The following is a 14,960-nucleotide window of genomic DNA, read 5'->3' on the forward strand; positions in this document are numbered from 1 at the left end:
GTATCTCGCCCCCCCCCTCGCGGTGGGAGCCGATCCGTGCGTCGACCTATGCCGGCGAGCGGCTAGGCAAGATCGCCTGACGATCAGTTCGCTTTGGGCTTGCCCACACCCACCAGCCTGAGCCCGGCGCGCTCGGCCTCCGCCGCAGGATAGATATTGCGCAGGTCGACGAGCAAGGGGGTCCGCAGCGTCTTGGCCATCCGGCCCAGATCGAGCGCGCGGAACTCGTCCCATTCCGTGACGATCACCAGCGCGTCGGCGCCTTCGGCCGCGGCATAGGGATTGGGGCAGAAGTCGACGCCGGGCAGCATCGGGCGCGCCTGCTCGACACCCTCGGGGTCATAGGCCCGCACGGTCGCGCCGGCGTCCTGCAGCGCCGCGATTACCGACAGACTGGGCGCGTCGCGCATGTCGTCGGTGTTCGGCTTGAAGGTGAGGCCGAGCACCGCGACGGTCTTGCCATGCGCGTCGCCGCCCATCGCCTTGATCACCTTGCGGCCCATCGCGCGCTTGCGATTGTCGTTCACTTGCACCGTCGCCTCGACGATGCGTAGCGGCGTCTCGTTGTCGGCCGCGGTCTTGAGCAGCGCCAGCGTGTCCTTGGGGAAGCACGAGCCACCATAACCGGGGCCTGCGTGCAGGAACTTGGCGCCGATGCGATTGTCGAGCCCGATCCCGCGCGACACTTCCTGGACGTCGGCGCCGACAGTCTCGCACAGGTCGGCGATCTCGTTGATGAAGGTGATCTTGACCGCGAGGAACGCGTTTGCAGCGTATTTGATCAGTTCGGAGGTGCGGCGTCCGGTGAACAGCAGCGGCGCGCCCTGGTTGAGCGACAGCGGCCGGTAGATCTCGCGCATCACCTGGCGGGCATCTTCGTCGTCGGTGCCTATGACCACGCGATCGGGGCGCTTGAAGTCCTCGATCGCCGCGCCCTCGCGCAGGAATTCGGGATTGGAGACGACCTTGGCGCCGCTGTCCGGCGCCATCTCGGCGACGATCCGCTCGACTTCGTCGCCGGTGCCCACCGGCACCGTCGATTTGGTGACGATCACACTCGGCCGGGTCAGGTGCTCGGCGATCTCACGCGCTGCCGCATAGACATAGGAGAGATCGGCATGACCGTCGCCCCGGCGGCTGGGTGTCCCGACGGCGATGAACACGGCGTCCGCGTCCTTGACGCCCTCGGCAAGATCGGTGGTGAAGGTCAGGCGGCCCGCCTTCACGTTCGACGCGACCAATTCGGCCAACCCCGGCTCATAGATCGGCATGACGTTCTGGTGGAGCAGTTCGATCTTGCGCGCGTCCTTGTCGACGCAGACGACTTCGTGCCCGAAGTCCGAGAAACAGGCCCCGGAGACAAGGCCTACATAGCCCGTGCCGATCATCGCGATGCGCAAGGTCTGACTCTCTTTGTAATGAAGATCATAGCGCCCTTAACCAAAGGGCGCCGGAGGGCAAGTGCAGCGACACTAGAGCCCCAAGGGCCGTTCTGCAGGCACAAAAAAAGCGGCCAGGTCCGGGCCGCTTGTCGGTAGTCGTCCGGGCCGGTCAGCGCGCCTTCACCGCTGAAGTCGCTTCACCGCCGGCCCGGAAGTGACGAAAAGTCAGAACGGACGAATATCTTCGCCAGTCGTCTTTTCGCGGAAAAGAAGGCCAAACGCGAACATCATTGATCTCCCATCGTGCGCAGTGACGCGCAACTCGCGTGGTTAAGGCGAGATTAACGACTAGGCAATCAGGGATTCTGCGGAGCCAGTGGGAGGTGGGAACCTTCTGTCGGCCCCGCGGCTTAACCGTTCCTTCAACGGTCAGCCCCTAGGAAGAGGCAGATGTCGGGTGGGCCTCAACCTTCGGTGCCCAAGGGGGACGCTACGCCATGTGCGGCGGTCCGAGCCTTGGAAGCCAATGGAATCGATGCGAAAATGTCTTCGCAGCCGGGGGCTGACGCGTGCGTGCGCCACCCGGCCGAGGCGGTGCGCGCGAGTCCCGGCGACCAGATCCCGACCTCGTCCGAACACGAAATGATTCCGCAGCCGCGTTGGGGTTATTGGCGGATTCTGTCCCAATGTGAGATCGTGAACTTCGCAACGCTGCGCCGTCATCTCGGTCGCCCACGCGCCGATGCCCTGGTTATGGACGTGGCGGCGCGAATCGCCGAACTGCTTCCGGATGTACGAATTCTGACAGCGGGCCGCGCGCTGATCGAGATCGGCTTCGAACGCGAGGCCCCTGAAGCAGGTGCCGCGGACATCGAGCGGCTGCGCAAGGCGCTCGCCTGTCCTTTCAACCTCGACGGCGAATCATATCATCTCCAGGTGCAATTCGGCGTCGCCGTGGCACCGAGCGAGGATTGCGATGACGTTCGCCTTGCCGAAGCGGCGGAGTCCGCGCTCGAACAGGCGCGCAGCGAAAAGCGGGTCGTCATGGTCGATCTGTCGCGTGAGGACCTTGCCTTCGATCGCTTGACACTGATGCGTGAGCTTCCCCGCGCGATCGCCCAAGGCGAGATGTTCCTGCAATATCAGCCCAAGGTTCATGTGCGCCGCCAGGAGATCGCCAGTGCCGAGGCATTGGTTCGCTGGCAGCACCCGCAGCGCGGGCTCATCCTGCCCGGCGACTTCATCTCGGTTGCCGAGGAAGCTGGCGAGATCGGTGCGCTGACGATGTGGACGTTGCGTCAGGTGATCGCCGATCAGAAGCGGCTCGCTGCCGAAGGGCACGACCTCACGCTGTTCCTCAACATCTCCGGCATGCTTCTCGCTGACGCCGAATTCGTGAAGGAGGCCTGCGCGATCGTCTCGATCAGCGGTGCCAAACTGGGCTTCGAGATCACCGAGACCGCAGTGATCCGCGATCCCGACAGCGCGATCCAGCATCTGCAGACCTTCGCTGATATCGGAGTCCAGCTCGCGATCGACGATTATGGCGCCGGACTCTCGTCGCTCGCTTATCTCAAGCGGCTGCCGGCGAACGAGCTCAAGATCGACAAGATGTTCATCATGCAGCTGACCTCCAGCAATCGCGATCCACTCATCGTCCGCTCTACGATCGATCTAGCGCACGCGCTGGAGATGGAAGTCACCGCCGAAGGCGTCGAGACGCCGTCGGCGCTGGCGCTGCTCAGCGTCATGGGGTGCGACATGGTGCAGGGCTTCCTGCTTTCGCGTCCGCTCGGCTTCGATGCGTTTCGGAAATACCTCGCCGACGAGGCACATCTCGCCAGCTCGGCCAACGTGCAGTCGTTTATCCGGCCCGAAAGTTTCTGGAAGCGCGCGTGACGCGCATCCTGCTTCGCGCGCTCGTTCTGGCCTTCGCCTTGATCGCGAGCCAGGCCGCATCGGCGCGCGACCCGGATTTCCCCAAACCGCTCGCAGCACAGATTCAGGCGGCCAAGGAAAGCATGATGGCCGATCAGGCGCAAACGCTGCGCCATGTCGCGTTGGTAGATGCGATGGCGCGCCGGATCCCGGACCGGCGCCAGCGGATCCTCGCGCTCGCCACCGCGCGCTGGCTGGGCGCCGAGGCGCATCTGCGCAGCAACGGCGCGGACCGTGCTGCGCCAATGCTGGACGATGCGCTCCGGCTCATCGGCAACATCTCCACTCCCACCAAGCTGCGCGGGGACCTGCTGATGTCGCAGGGCGTGCTGCACATGCAGCGCAACGCGCCGGTCGCGGCGCTGTCCAATTACCAAGAGGCGTTTCGCGTCTTCGCCGCCGTCAACGAGCCGCGCAGCCAGGCCATAGCGCTTCAGAATATCGGCGCGCTCTACAGCATGGCGACCGACGATCGCCGCGCCGAACAATATTATCGGCAAGCGGCAGAAATATACGATGGCGATCCGGCGCTGTTGCTGTCGCTTCGAAACCGGCGCGGCAACATTCTCGCGACGCTCGGCCGGTTCGATGAGGCCGGCAAGGAATATGAGGCGGCGCTGGCGATCGCCCGCCAGCTCGACGGCCCCCTGCTCGAAGCGCGCGTTCTGGTGAATCTCGCCCGCAACCAGGTGAAGCTCAGGCATTTCGACGCCGCGGATCGCACTCTCGCGCGCGGCTTCAAGCTCGTCGGGGATGCAGATTCCGATCTCTTGCGCCGTCACCTGCTCGCGACCGCCGCCGGACTGGCTGCCGAGCGGGGCGACAAGGCCAAAGCGGTGCGCCTGATCGCCGAATGCTTCGCCGGCGTAGATCTGACCACGACGACGGGCGATTATCGCATCGCCCACGCCTTTGCCTACGGGATCCTGCGCGATGCAGGGTCGACCCGGCTGGCGCTGGCGCATCTCGAGGCGATGAAGCGGCTCGACGACGAAGCCACCAAGGTCGCCACGTCCACCGGCGCGGCGCTCATGGCCGCGCGCTTCAACTATGCCGAGCAACAGGCGCGCATCCAGACGCTCAAGGCCGAGGAGGCCCGGCGCACCGCGGCATTCCAGCGCACCTTGTTCTTCGGCATCGGCGGCGCCACGCTCGTCATCATTGCATTGCTCAGCTTCGGCCTGATCACGCTGCGCCGCAGCCGCAACCAGATCCGCGCGACCAACATCGTTCTCGCCGACACCAATGTTGCGCTCGAAAAGGCGCTGAAGGCCAAGACCGAGTTCCTCGCCACCACCAGCCACGAGATCCGCACGCCCTTGAACGGCATTCTCGGCATGACCCAGGTGATGCTCGCCGATCCGAAGCTCGGGCCCGAACTGCGCGACCGTATCGGCATCGTTCACGGCGCCGGGGTGACGATGCGCAGCCTCGTCGACGACATTCTCGACGTCGCCAAGATGGAGACCGGCAACCTCACCGTCGATGCCGCGCCGATGGACCTGTGCGCGACCCTGCGCGAAGTGACGCGACTGTGGGACGAGCAGGCACGCAGCAAGGGGCTGAGCTTCCGCCTCGAGCTCAGCCACGCCCCCGGCTGGATCGTCAGCGACGCGGGGCGCCTGCGCCAGATCGTGTTCAATCTGCTGTCCAACGCGATCAAGTTCACCGAACGCGGCGGCGTCACGCTGCGCGCGCTGGCCGAAGGCGAGGGCGAGGCACGCCGCCTTCGGCTCGTCGTCAGCGATACCGGCATCGGCATTCCGCCCGAGAAGTTCGAGGAAGTCTTCGAATCCTTCCGTCAGGTCGATGCCGGCACCACGCGGAAGTTCGGCGGCACCGGGCTCGGTCTCACCATCTGTCGTAATCTCGCCCGCGCATTGGGGGGCGATATCTCGGTGGACAGCATCGAGGGGCAGGGCACTGTCTTCACCACGGATCTGCCGCTCACGCTCGCCGAGGCTCCGGCCGAAGACGGATCGGGCATCGTCCGCAGCGGCGCCGCGATGGTCATCCTCGATCGCAATCCGATCGCGCGCAGCACGCTCCGCACCCTGCTGGAGCCGCGGCTGACCTCGCTGCGCTTCGCCGTGACGGCGGACGAAGCGCACGCACTGATCGCCGAGGCCACCACTACCCACCTGCTCGTCGACGAGGCAACGCTCAAGGCAGGCGAGGATGACCCGATGGAAATACTCGGGAAACTCACCGCCGCCATCGCGCCGGGCAACAGCGCCGTCCTGTGGGGGAAGCCCGACGCCTCGATCCGGGCACAGCTTCTCGCCGCGGGCGTCGGTGCCATCGTTGAAAAGCCGATCTCGGGCGCGGCATTGATCGCCGCACTCGTTCCGGATCCGGAAGAAAATTTGAAGGCGGGCCGCGGCGACCGTCTTGTGTCCCAGGCGGCTTAGCGCGATAGCACAGTTTATATGATAAAAACGGTCGCAAAGCTCCACTCCGTCCTACGCGGCGGTACCCCATGAACATCCTGTTCATCGAGGATGACCCGATGAACCGTCGGGTCGTGAAGGACATGCTCGACGTGGCCGGCGCGACCATGGCCGAGGCGAGCTGGGCGGAGGAAGGTCTCGAAAGGATCGACGCCGAGAATTTCGACGTCATTCTCGTCGATCTGCGAATGCCCGGGACCGACGGCTTCGAGACGATCCGCCGCATCCGCGCGCGCGGCGACGTCAAGGCCGAGTTGCCGATCATCGTCGTCACTGCGGACACCGCGATCGACTTGCGCGAACGCTGCCTCGCACTCGGCGCCGACGACGTGTTGTTCAAGCCGGTGGCGATGGACGCGCTGTTCGATTCGATCGGCCGGGTGCTGGCCAGCCGCAGCGGCGGCATCCTCGCCTGATCAATCCTCCAATATCCGCGAATGCTTCGCAGTGTCGCGCATTTTGAGATAGGTTATCAGCGAAATCCCGATCATCGCGGTGACGTACCAATAGAAGCCGCGCTCCCAGCCCGCGCCCTTGAACCACAAGGCGACATATTCCGCCGTCCCGCCGAACAGCGCATTGGCCAGCGCATAAGGCAGTGCCACACCAAGTGTGCGGATGTGCGCGGGGAACAGTTCCGCCTTCACCACTGCGTTGATCGACGTATAGCCGGTGACGATCACCAGCGCACCGAGCATGATCCCGAACGCCGCGAACGGGTTGCGCACGCTCTCCAGCGTCGTGAAGATCGGCCAGGTCAGCAGCACACCCAGCACTCCGAACGCCACCATCAGCGGCTTGCGTCCGATCCGGTCCGAGAGCGCCCCCGCCAGTGGCTGGATCGCCATGAAGCAGAACAGCGCCGCCGCGTTGATCTGCGAAGCGGTCGTGCGATCGAAGCCCGCGGTGTTGACGAGGAATTTCTGCAGGTAGATCGAATAGGCATAGAAAGCGAGCGTGCCGCCCGCGGTGAGCAGCATCACCACCGCCGCCTCGCGCGGGTGCTCGCGGAACAAGGCGAACAGCCCCGATCGCCGGCCCTCACCGCGCGCATTTTCGAAGCTTTCGGTCTCGGCCAGCCGCCGCCGCAGCCAGAACACCACCACCGCCAGCGCCCCGCCGATCGCGAACGGGATCCGCCAGCCCCACGCATCGAGAGCGGCCGCGCTCAGGCTCGCCTGCAGCACCAGCAGCACCAGCAAGGCGACCAGCTGCCCCGAGATCAATGTCACATATTGGAAGCTCGAGAAGAAGCCGCGGTGCTTCTTGCCCGCCATCTCGGAGAGATAGGTCGCGCTCGCGCCATATTCGCCGCCGACCGACAGCCCCTGCATCAGCCGCGCGATCACCAGCAGCGTCGGCGCGGCCGCGCCGATCGTCTCATATCCCGGCGTCAGTGCGATGATCAGCGAGCCCGCGCACATCAGGGTCACCGACAAGGTCAGCCCCGCCTTGCGTCCGTGGCGGTCGCCATAGACCCCCATCAGCCAGCCGCCGATCGGCCGCATCAGAAAGCCTACCGCGAACACCGCGGCAGCGTTCAGCAACTGCGCGGTCTGGTCGCCCTTCGGAAAGAAATGCGGCGCGAAATAGAGCGTGAACGCCGAATAGGCGTACCAGTCATACCATTCGACGAGATTGCCCGCCGACCCGCCGAGGATCGATCGCAGGCGGGACGTGCGAGCAGGTGCCAGGGATGCCATCGCCGCACACTATAACGGCGCCCCGCCTGCCGGGAAGTGGTGCAGAGGGAAACCACGTCAGCCGGGACGCTTCGACTGGCGCAGGGTGCCGGCCGCGCCACCTCGTGGAGATCGTAGATTTCTGCCGTGCTCCTGCGAAAGCAGGAGCCCAGGGCCACAGATGCTGTCCTTCGTGACACTGGGCTCCTGCTTTCGCAGGAGCACGGGGCAGGGGTTATAGGGCCAGCCCGATCACCGCCGTCGCGGTATAGCCAACTGCCGCGCTGCCGCTCATCGCCGGCGTCTGCTGCGCGATCTGCGCGCTCGCATTGTCGCCGAAGACATTGTCCCCCGACAGCGATACGCCCCCCAGGTTGCGCAGGCTGGTGCCATAGCCGCCGGCATTGTTATAGACCTCGCTGCACGCCGCCGCCGGCATCGCCAGCTGCGAGACGAGCGCCGCATAGCGCCCGCTGGTCGCATTGCTCAGGCTCGAAAAGACTTCGAAATGAATGTGCGGCCAGCGCCCGGCATAGCAGCCTGGGAAGATCGTCGTGAAGCTTACCTGTCCGTTGGCATCGGTCACCCCCACGCCGCGCAAATAGCTCTCGTTGGGAAGATCGTAGAGCGAATATTTCCCGTCGCGGTCGCAGTGCCACAGATAGACGGCATAGCCTGCCAGCGGCGCGCATGCCGAATTGACGTTCACCACGGTCAGGGTGAGCGTCACCTGCACCCCCGCGGCCACCGCGGCTGAGCTGCCGATGAAGCTCGGCCGGATGTCGCTGCGAACCACATTGGCGGCAGTCAGCGCATTCGAAGTGAGCCCGCTGGACGTATTGGTGCCGTCGGCAGGGTAGGGGCCGTTGGTCTCGCTCGGGTCGGCGACGCAGCCCGCAGTCGGAGTCGGCGTCGAAGTCGGACCTGGTGTCGGAGTGGCGCTGGCGCCGGGCGAAGGCGTGGGCGTCACCACGGCGCCGGCGCTATCGCTGCCGTCGCACGCCGTCAGCAAAGCCCCCGCGCCGGCCCCCGCGAACCAGCGCAGCGCCCGGCGGCGGCTGGCGAGGGCGTTGATCGCCTGAAGATCATGCGCGAGGCCGAAATCGTGTTCGTGAATGTCTTGATGCAATGCGATGCTCCCGCTGGTCGATGGCAGGAATGGGGCGCCGGTCGCACCGCGCGATTTCGCGGGATGGCGGAATGTTTCAACGCGTCTCAATCCTCCCTCGCGCAGCGGGGGAGGGGACCGGCGAAGCTGATGGAGGGAGCTTGGCCGCGGGCGATCCTCTCGTGGAGAGGCACCTACGCATCGTTTTCGACGGCAATCGGTTCACATGCCGACGCAGGAGAAGGAATGGGAGGACCGCGTGAAGCGCCTCCTGCAAGCAGAGCTGCCCGGAAGGGTATCATCTAGGCGCAGCTGGTCGGAAAGCTGGCCGACATCGGCGTCATAGACTCCGAACCCAATATCAGGAACAAGGTCAGCCGGGGCAAATTCACGGCGGTGTTTCTACTGCAATGTCTGGAAGCGATTGGAACAAGCGACTTACGCCTGTAGCGGCCGCGGGGTTTTGCCTGACGCTTATATTGGGCTGCGCTGTTCTCCTCTATGTATTGGGCGCCCTAAATGGTGAACAGTCCGAGCGCCGCCACGCCAGTCCCCACCAGCATGCCAAGATAGCCAAGATTGGCGCGCAGGAACGCTGCGCTAAATCCGATCCTGTCGACGTTTTCGAATGCGTGTATGATGCTATAGAGGCCAGCGAGGAAACAGCACGCGCCGAACAGGATTTGACCGCCCAACAGCGCGCCGCGATGGCGGGAATGATAGCCGCGGGTGTTGCGTTCGTGTCGGTTCCGATAGGCATCGGTGGGCTGTTCGCGCTGCTCAAAACGATCCGGCAGGGTGAGGCGAATCTTGATCTCGCGCGACAGGCTTACCAAGCCGGGTTCAAACCTTGGCTTATCCCCAAAGTTGGCGGCGCCTTCACGGCTCCCGAGCATATCGCTTCCCTGAGGCCTGACGAACCAAGCCGCCACATTCCACTTACGCCGGAGATTAGCCTTACGAACGTGGGAGAGATGCCCGCCACCGTGACCAACATTGTTATGCGCGTCTACGGCGGCGGCAGGGTCAGTCTCGAAGAGCGAGAGGTTTACGCCGTCCTTGCTAAAGGCGAGTCGGTATCTCCCGAAGAGTTTGGGCAGCCCGGCGTCTTCAAGCTTGTTGGATTCGAAGGCGTGGTGGCGTTTCGGATGAAACCCCCTCCTATCATCTGCCAAGTATTTTATGAAGACCCTCTCGGGATAGAGCGATGCCTCGGCTTCGCATTTCAAGCTAAAGTCGCTTTTGGAAATACCTACCGCCGCTGGGGCGGGAAAAGGCACAACTTCGATCGCGAGATAAATTAAAGACACGCTCTTTGCCCTTCATTGGGCGGCATATGTATCGCACCTGATGGCGTTCGCCGCCGCCTTGGCACATTTCTACATAATGCCGGTCGCGCTGCGCGCGCCACCTCCGCGCCGCGAGAGAGGACTGAAAATCACTCCGCCGGCAGCCGCACCCGGACCCGCCCGCCGCCCGCATCGCGGTTCGTCAGCAATACCTCCCCGCCATGCGCCTCGGCGATCGACCGCACGATCGCCAGCCCCAGCCCGGTGCCGCCGGTCGCCCGGTTGCGCGAAGCCTCGCCGCGCACGAACGGCGCGAACAGGGCCTCGGCGCGGCCGGCGGGAAAGCCCGGCCCTTCGTCCTCGACCAGCACCTCGGCCCAGCCGGCGGATACCGACCAGCACAGTCGCGCGCGATCGCCATAGCGCACGGCATTCTCGACCAGATTGGTGAACAGCCGGCGCAGCGCCACCGGATCGCCCTCGATGATCACCCGCGGGCCGAGATCGACGTCGACTAGCACTCCCGCCGCGGCGAGATCGTCGCCAAGGCTCTCGATCAGGCTGCCCAGATCGAGCCGCGCATGCTGCTCGCGGCTGCGGTCGTCGCGGGTGAAGCGCAGCACCGCGCCCAGCATCGCCCGCATCTCGTCGATATCGGCGGATGCGCGGTCGCGCGCTGCCTCGGGGAGCTGCTCGACCCAGAAAGCGATGCGCGAGAGCGGCGTGCCGAGATCGTGCGCGATCGCCGCGAGCATCGCCGTGCGGCCCTCGGCCTGCTGGAGGATGCGGTCCTGCATCGCCTCGACCGCCTCGGCGAGTTCGCGCACTTCCCTCGGGCCGCCATGCGGGATCGTCGGCCGCGCGCCGAGCCGCGCCCGCGTGGCGGCATGGGCGAGCTCGCGGATCGGCCGCGAGATCCGCCGCGCGACATACCAGGCGAGCACCGACAACACTGCCAGCGTGATCAGCATCCCCGCCAGTCGCCGGAAATGCCAGCTGGTGAACGTCGGCGGCGGCGCGGTCGAGACGAGGATCCAGCCGTCGCCGTCGCGCAGACCCACGGTGAAGCTGCCAAAGATGTCGCTGTCGGGGTCGCGCGGCGGGAACTCGTAAAAGCCCTGCATCCGGTTCGCGGGGGCGGGGATCAGTGCGGCGATCGCGGCGTCGCGCGCGGGCGAGGACCGTTCCTCGCTGCGGCCGAACCGGTCCTCGCTGATGCGGGTGACCTCGATCCCGCGGGCGTTGTCGGGCACTCGGCCGGTGCGCAGCGCCTCCGCCACGCGCGCGATCGGCGTCGGCCGAAACCACGGCGGCGGGCCGCTGAACATCGATGTGAACTGCACCGTCGTCGCGATCAGTGCCGCCGCGATCACCAGCAACACGATCGGAAGAGTGATCGAGCGCGGGCGCCTCACTTCGCCGAAACTTCGGCGACGAACATATAGCCTTCGTTGCGGATCGTCCGGATCAGCTCCTCGCGCCCGGGCCGGGTGAGCTTCTTTCTCAGGCGGCTCATCTGCACGTCGATCGCGCGGTCGAAATGCTCGGCGGTGGGCCCGCGTGACAGATCGAGCAGCATGTCGCGGGTCATCACCCGTCTCGGGCGCTCGGCGAGAGCGAGCAGCAGCCGAAACTCACCGTCGGAAAGATTGATGATCACGTTTTCGGGATCGTAGAGCTGCCGCGCCACCGGATCGAGCCGCCACCCGGCGAAGCGGAGGAACCGGCGATCGGGTATCTTCGCCGCCGCGCGCTCGCCGCTGCCGCTGCGCCGCAGCACCGAGCGGATCCGCGCGAGCAGCTCGCGCGGATTGGCCGGCTTGGCGACATAATCGTCCGCGCCCATCTCGAGCCCGACGATACGATCGACGTCCTCGCCGATCACCGAATGCAGGATCACCGCCGGACCGGTCTCGCGGTCCATCGCGCGCAGGATGGTGAGCCCGTCCTCGCCCGGCATCATCAGATCGAGCACCACGAGGGCATATTCCTGTGCCGCCATCGCTTCGCGCATCTCTGCGCCGCCGGCGGCGGTATCGACGACATAGCCGTGCTGCGACAGGAACCCCGCGGTCAGTTCGCGGATTCCGGGATCGTCGTCGACGATGAGGATGCGGGTCTCGAGGTCCAGGGCGTGGGCTAACTGCATGCGTGTCGAATGGCAGGCGAACCTATCGGCCGCGTTGCAGCGCTGCAACGCGGTGTAATGTGATCGCACCGTTGCATCGCGGCCACATGCTCCGCAATCGAAGTAAATTCAGCGGATTTCAACCGCGCTGCTAAGGTCCAGGACTCAAGGCAGTGTGATTGGGACGGTGATGCCACCCGTCAATCCGGTCGCGCGGGGAGAGCCGACGCGGGTCAGTTTGATGGTTTCCTGCTCACGCTCAGCGGGGGTGTGCGGTCGGAATTGATTGGTCCAGGTGGAGAATCGCACGGTATAGCTATTCTCATCGAAAATATTGGTAAGCAGGTTGTAGTCGAAAGACATTTGGGAATTGAATATCGCATTCGAGCCATGCGTGGCTGCCGCAAGGCTGGGGAATACTTCGAATCCGACGAACGGATACAACCCCTCGGCGCTCAGCGGGTAGTAGATCTTGAAATGTACTTGGCCGTTGGCATCGGTGACCTGCATGCCGCGATTGTAGCTCTCGTTGGCATCCACCCGCGTCGGGTAATAGGAATAGGCACCCTTCTGGTTCACATGCCAGATGTAGATGGCGTAGCCCACGAGCGGTGCGCAATTCGCGTTGTAGTTTACCAGCGTGATCGTGAAGTCGATCGGAACGGGCGCTTCCGTCACCGGAGTTGCGGTCGAACCGTTGAGGAAGCTCGCCCGGATATCGCTTCGCACAATTCCGGGCTGTGTCAGGATGTTGGGATTGAGGCCGGCCTCGTTGGTCGTGCCGTCCGCAGGCCAGTTGTTCGGGCCGGTGCGCGGAAACGCCGCGGCAGCACAGGTCGGGGTCGGTGTGGGTGTCGGCGTGGGGGTTGGCGTCGGTGTCGGGGTCGGTGTCGGGGTTGGCGTCGGTGTCGGGATGGGAGTCGGCGTGGTGCCGTTGTCGCAGCCTGCCAGCGCGAGCATGCCGAACGCCAGTGCGCAGGCGCCGCGTGCGTAGGGGTTGCGAGGCTTCGGCTTCACGGACATCGCAATATTTCCCTCTAATCGTCTCGCCGCGATCACGCTGGCAATAACGCCTGTATCCTTTTTTGCTCACTTTTCTATGAGCTTCTCGCTTCTTTCGCGCAAGCCGGGGCATGCAAAAGAGCGCCGCCGTCGGGATACGGCGAGGCTTTCTTCCCTTGAAAAATAGGAATCGCCCTGATAGGTGGCCCCGATAACGCCGCAGCCTGCGCTCCGGCGAACCATAATCTATTGTATCGAGATCGGAGCTGTACGGCCTTATGCAAATCATCGTTCGCGACAATAACGTCGACCAGGCGCTGCGGGCGCTCAAGAAGAAGCTGCAGCGTGAGGGCGTCTATCGCGAGATGAAGCTTCGCCGTCACTATGAGAAGCCCAGCGAGAAGCGCGCCCGCGAGCGTGCCGCTGCGGTTCGCCGTGCGCGCAAGCTCGAGCGCAAGCGCGTGGAGCGTGACAGCGCACGGTAAGAATCCTGCGCTTCAGCGCGGCTTTCTTTCACTATATGCGTGAAGATCGCGAAGTTAAGCGGCGGAACGCCGATCTGGGGATGACTCGATGTCCGTGACCGCCGTTCCGCTTCAGCCCGTCAAGCGGGCTTATAAGGTCTGGCTGTGGATCGGTGGGCTGCTGGCGATTTCGCTGGCGGCCGGACTCGCTTGGCTGGGCACGCGCGAGCAAGTCGCCGCGAAGGGCACCGACGCGCAGTATCTGGCCTGGAACAAGAGCCGTTCGGGCGTGAAGACGACCGCGTCAGGCCTTCAGTATCAGGTGCTGGAGGCCGGTGAGGGCGCCAAGGCGGGCGAGGGCGACTATGTCGTCGCCAACTACGAAGGCCGCTTCCGCGACGGCAGCGTGTTCGACAAGAGTGAGCGCGCGGTGCCCTTCCCGGTCCAGCAGGGTAGCGCGATACCGGGCTTCCTCGAAGGCCTCAAGCTGATGCAGAAGGGCGGCAAGTACCGCCTGTGGATCCCGGCCAATCTCGCTTACGGTGCGCCAGGCGTGCAGAGCCCGGATCCCGAGCGCGTTCCGCCCGATGCGATGCTGGTCTTCACTGTCAGCCCCGAGCGCATCCTTCCTGCCGCTGTCGTCCAGCAGATGATGATGCAGCAGATGATGCAACAGCAACAACAGGGCGGTGCTCCGGGCGGTCCCGCCGGCCCGGCCCCGGGTGGCCCGCAGCAGCAGCAGTAACGCTACGCCGCGTTACGCGGCCGCGGGGGCCTCCGTCTGGAGGATCCAGCGTTCGGTGCCCTCGAAGCCCATCGCCGAGAGCTTCCCGCTCAAATACGCACCCGTGTCGAGGCCGACGCGGTGCGCGAGCGATTCGACGTCTTCGGTGATAGTGTGACCGTGGACGATGATCTTCTCGAAGTCGCCGCTGTGGCCGAGGAACTCGTCACGAATCCAGCGTAGGTCGCTCGCCTTTTGGCTGTCCAGCGGTCTGTCTGGCCGGACGCCGGCGTGAACAAACGCGTAATCGCCGAAGACGAGCAGGTCCTCGCAGCGGTTGAGAAACTCGATATGCGCAGGGGGTACGTTGGCACGCCAGAGCTCCAGCAGTTCCGGGAACCCGGCGTTACGATAATCGGCGTCGGCGATGCCATAGCTGAGGATCGTCTCTTTGCCGCCAATCCGCGTGAAGAATGCCAACGCCTTCAGATCCCCGCCGATCGCCTTGAGGAACACTTCCTCGTGATTGCCCAGCAGGAAATGGGTGCGTGCGCGCGTGCGCTCGAGCTCGATGGCGCGCTGCACGACGTCTGCCGATTGCGGGCCGCGATCGATCAGGTCTCCCAGCAGGATGAGGTGGCTTTCGGCCGCACCGCGCGCCCGGTCGTCCTGCGCGATGCGGTCGAGCATCAGATTCAGCAGGTCGAGCCGGCCGTGGATGTCGCCGATGGCATAGATACGCTGGCCGGCTGGCACCGTCGCGGAAGATGCCGAATCGGATTTCGTACGAGCA

At 64.9% G+C, this 14,960-nt stretch carries 15 protein-coding genes; 7 read left to right on the forward strand and 8 right to left on the reverse strand.

Annotation, left to right across the window (positions count from 1 at the left end; translation table 11 throughout):
• Window positions 1-83: 83 nt before the first annotated feature.
• Window positions 84-1,400, reverse strand: coding sequence for a UDP-glucose dehydrogenase family protein (locus tag CVN68_RS21785; protein WP_100284053.1), 1,317 nt, complete (start codon window positions 1,398-1,400; stop codon window positions 84-86).
• Window positions 1,401-2,078: 678 nt separating this feature from the next.
• Between CVN68_RS21785 and CVN68_RS21790 the strand changes: the two genes are divergently transcribed.
• The 3 genes from CVN68_RS21790 (at window position 2,079) to CVN68_RS21800 (ending at window position 6,186) form a co-directional block, all read left to right on the forward strand.
• Entirely contained in the window at window positions 2,079-3,281 is a 1,203-nt protein-coding gene (locus tag CVN68_RS21790; RefSeq protein ID WP_233503483.1) for a putative bifunctional diguanylate cyclase/phosphodiesterase, read from the forward strand.
• Complete coding sequence (locus tag CVN68_RS21795; RefSeq protein WP_100284054.1) at window positions 3,278-5,731, forward strand: ATP-binding protein; 2,454 nt, start codon at window positions 3,278-3,280, stop codon at window positions 5,729-5,731. Before CVN68_RS21790 ends, CVN68_RS21795 begins: the two co-directional genes overlap by 4 nt.
• A 68-nt stretch (window positions 5,732-5,799) precedes the next feature.
• Window positions 5,800-6,186 (forward strand): response regulator, encoded by a 387-nt coding sequence (locus tag CVN68_RS21800; protein WP_100284055.1) that lies wholly within the window; start codon window positions 5,800-5,802, stop codon window positions 6,184-6,186.
• On the opposite strand, the gene CVN68_RS21805 is transcribed toward CVN68_RS21800, so the two are convergent.
• On the reverse strand, window positions 6,187-7,473 hold the full coding sequence (locus tag CVN68_RS21805) for an MFS transporter (protein WP_100284056.1): 1,287 nt from the start codon (window positions 7,471-7,473) through the stop codon (window positions 6,187-6,189).
• Between the two features lie 214 nt (window positions 7,474-7,687).
• Entirely contained in the window at window positions 7,688-8,581 is an 894-nt protein-coding gene (locus CVN68_RS21810) for a dioxygenase family protein (RefSeq protein ID WP_199560158.1), read from the reverse strand.
• A gap of 339 nt (window positions 8,582-8,920) precedes the next feature.
• Here CVN68_RS21810 and CVN68_RS24505 point away from each other — a divergent pair, with 339 nt between their 5' ends.
• On the forward strand, window positions 8,921-9,010 hold the full coding sequence (locus CVN68_RS24505) for a DUF6471 domain-containing protein (RefSeq protein WP_407695553.1): 90 nt from the start codon (window positions 8,921-8,923) through the stop codon (window positions 9,008-9,010).
• 65 nt (window positions 9,011-9,075) lie between these two features.
• On the opposite strand, the gene CVN68_RS21820 is transcribed toward CVN68_RS24505, so the two are convergent.
• Window positions 9,076-9,456 (reverse strand): hypothetical protein, encoded by a 381-nt coding sequence (locus CVN68_RS21820; RefSeq protein ID WP_158299022.1) that lies wholly within the window; start codon window positions 9,454-9,456, stop codon window positions 9,076-9,078.
• Window positions 9,457-9,534: 78 nt separating this feature from the next.
• Here CVN68_RS21820 and CVN68_RS21825 point away from each other — a divergent pair, with 78 nt between their 5' ends.
• The gene (locus CVN68_RS21825) at window positions 9,535-9,864 is read left to right on the forward strand and encodes a hypothetical protein (RefSeq protein ID WP_158299023.1); all 330 of its coding nucleotides are present in this window, start codon (window positions 9,535-9,537) and stop codon (window positions 9,862-9,864) included.
• A gap of 134 nt (window positions 9,865-9,998) precedes the next feature.
• On the opposite strand, the gene CVN68_RS21830 is transcribed toward CVN68_RS21825, so the two are convergent.
• The 3 genes from CVN68_RS21830 to CVN68_RS21840 all read right to left on the reverse strand — a co-directional run bounded on the left by CVN68_RS21830 (window position 9,999) and on the right by CVN68_RS21840 (window position 13,000).
• Entirely contained in the window at window positions 9,999-11,264 is a 1,266-nt protein-coding gene (locus tag CVN68_RS21830) for an ATP-binding protein (protein WP_233503484.1), read from the reverse strand.
• Window positions 11,261-11,998: a response regulator gene (locus CVN68_RS21835; RefSeq protein ID WP_100284059.1), complete on the reverse strand. Its 738-nt coding sequence runs from the start codon at window positions 11,996-11,998 to the stop codon at window positions 11,261-11,263. Before CVN68_RS21835 ends, CVN68_RS21830 begins: the two co-directional genes overlap by 4 nt.
• A gap of 144 nt (window positions 11,999-12,142) precedes the next feature.
• The gene (locus CVN68_RS21840; RefSeq protein ID WP_199560159.1) at window positions 12,143-13,000 is read right to left on the reverse strand and encodes a dioxygenase family protein; all 858 of its coding nucleotides are present in this window, start codon (window positions 12,998-13,000) and stop codon (window positions 12,143-12,145) included.
• Window positions 13,001-13,257: 257 nt separating this feature from the next.
• Between CVN68_RS21840 and rpsU the strand changes: the two genes are divergently transcribed.
• Together rpsU and CVN68_RS21855 are read left to right on the forward strand one after the other, a co-directional pair.
• Entirely contained in the window at window positions 13,258-13,464 is a 207-nt protein-coding gene (gene rpsU / locus CVN68_RS21850; RefSeq protein WP_019368605.1) for a 30S ribosomal protein S21, read from the forward strand.
• Window positions 13,465-13,552: 88 nt separating this feature from the next.
• A complete protein-coding gene (locus tag CVN68_RS21855) occupies window positions 13,553-14,188 on the forward strand; it encodes an FKBP-type peptidyl-prolyl cis-trans isomerase (protein WP_100284062.1) in 636 nt (211 codons plus the stop codon).
• A 12-nt stretch (window positions 14,189-14,200) separates the two neighbouring features.
• Here the strand turns inward: CVN68_RS21855 and CVN68_RS21860 are convergent, their stop codons facing one another.
• Window positions 14,201-14,923 (reverse strand): metallophosphoesterase family protein, encoded by a 723-nt coding sequence (locus CVN68_RS21860; RefSeq protein ID WP_324870717.1) that lies wholly within the window; start codon window positions 14,921-14,923, stop codon window positions 14,201-14,203.
• Window positions 14,924-14,960: the final 37 nt, after the last annotated feature.

The organism is Sphingomonas psychrotolerans, from assembly GCF_002796605.1.
Lineage (GTDB): Bacteria > Pseudomonadota > Alphaproteobacteria > Sphingomonadales > Sphingomonadaceae > Sphingomonas > Sphingomonas psychrotolerans.

What these genes read in the sequence shown, in the direction of transcription:
- CVN68_RS21800 (WP_100284055.1), top strand. Translation starts at nt 5,800, where the DNA reads ATGAACATCCTGTTCATCGAGGATGACCCGATGAACCGTCGGGTCGTG.
- CVN68_RS21805 (WP_100284056.1), bottom strand. Translation starts at nt 7,473, where the DNA reads ATGGCATCCCTGGCACCTGCTCGCACGTCCCGCCTGCGATCGATCCTC.
- CVN68_RS21820 (WP_158299022.1), bottom strand. Translation starts at nt 9,456, where the DNA reads ATGCTCGGGAGCCGTGAAGGCGCCGCCAACTTTGGGGATAAGCCAAGG.
- CVN68_RS21825 (WP_158299023.1), top strand. Translation starts at nt 9,535, where the DNA reads ATGCCCGCCACCGTGACCAACATTGTTATGCGCGTCTACGGCGGCGGC.
- CVN68_RS21835 (WP_100284059.1), bottom strand. Translation starts at nt 11,998, where the DNA reads ATGCAGTTAGCCCACGCCCTGGACCTCGAGACCCGCATCCTCATCGTC.
- CVN68_RS21840 (WP_199560159.1), bottom strand. Translation starts at nt 13,000, where the DNA reads ATGTCCGTGAAGCCGAAGCCTCGCAACCCCTACGCACGCGGCGCCTGC.
- rpsU (WP_019368605.1), top strand. Translation starts at nt 13,258, where the DNA reads ATGCAAATCATCGTTCGCGACAATAACGTCGACCAGGCGCTGCGGGCG.
- CVN68_RS21855 (WP_100284062.1), top strand. Translation starts at nt 13,553, where the DNA reads ATGTCCGTGACCGCCGTTCCGCTTCAGCCCGTCAAGCGGGCTTATAAG.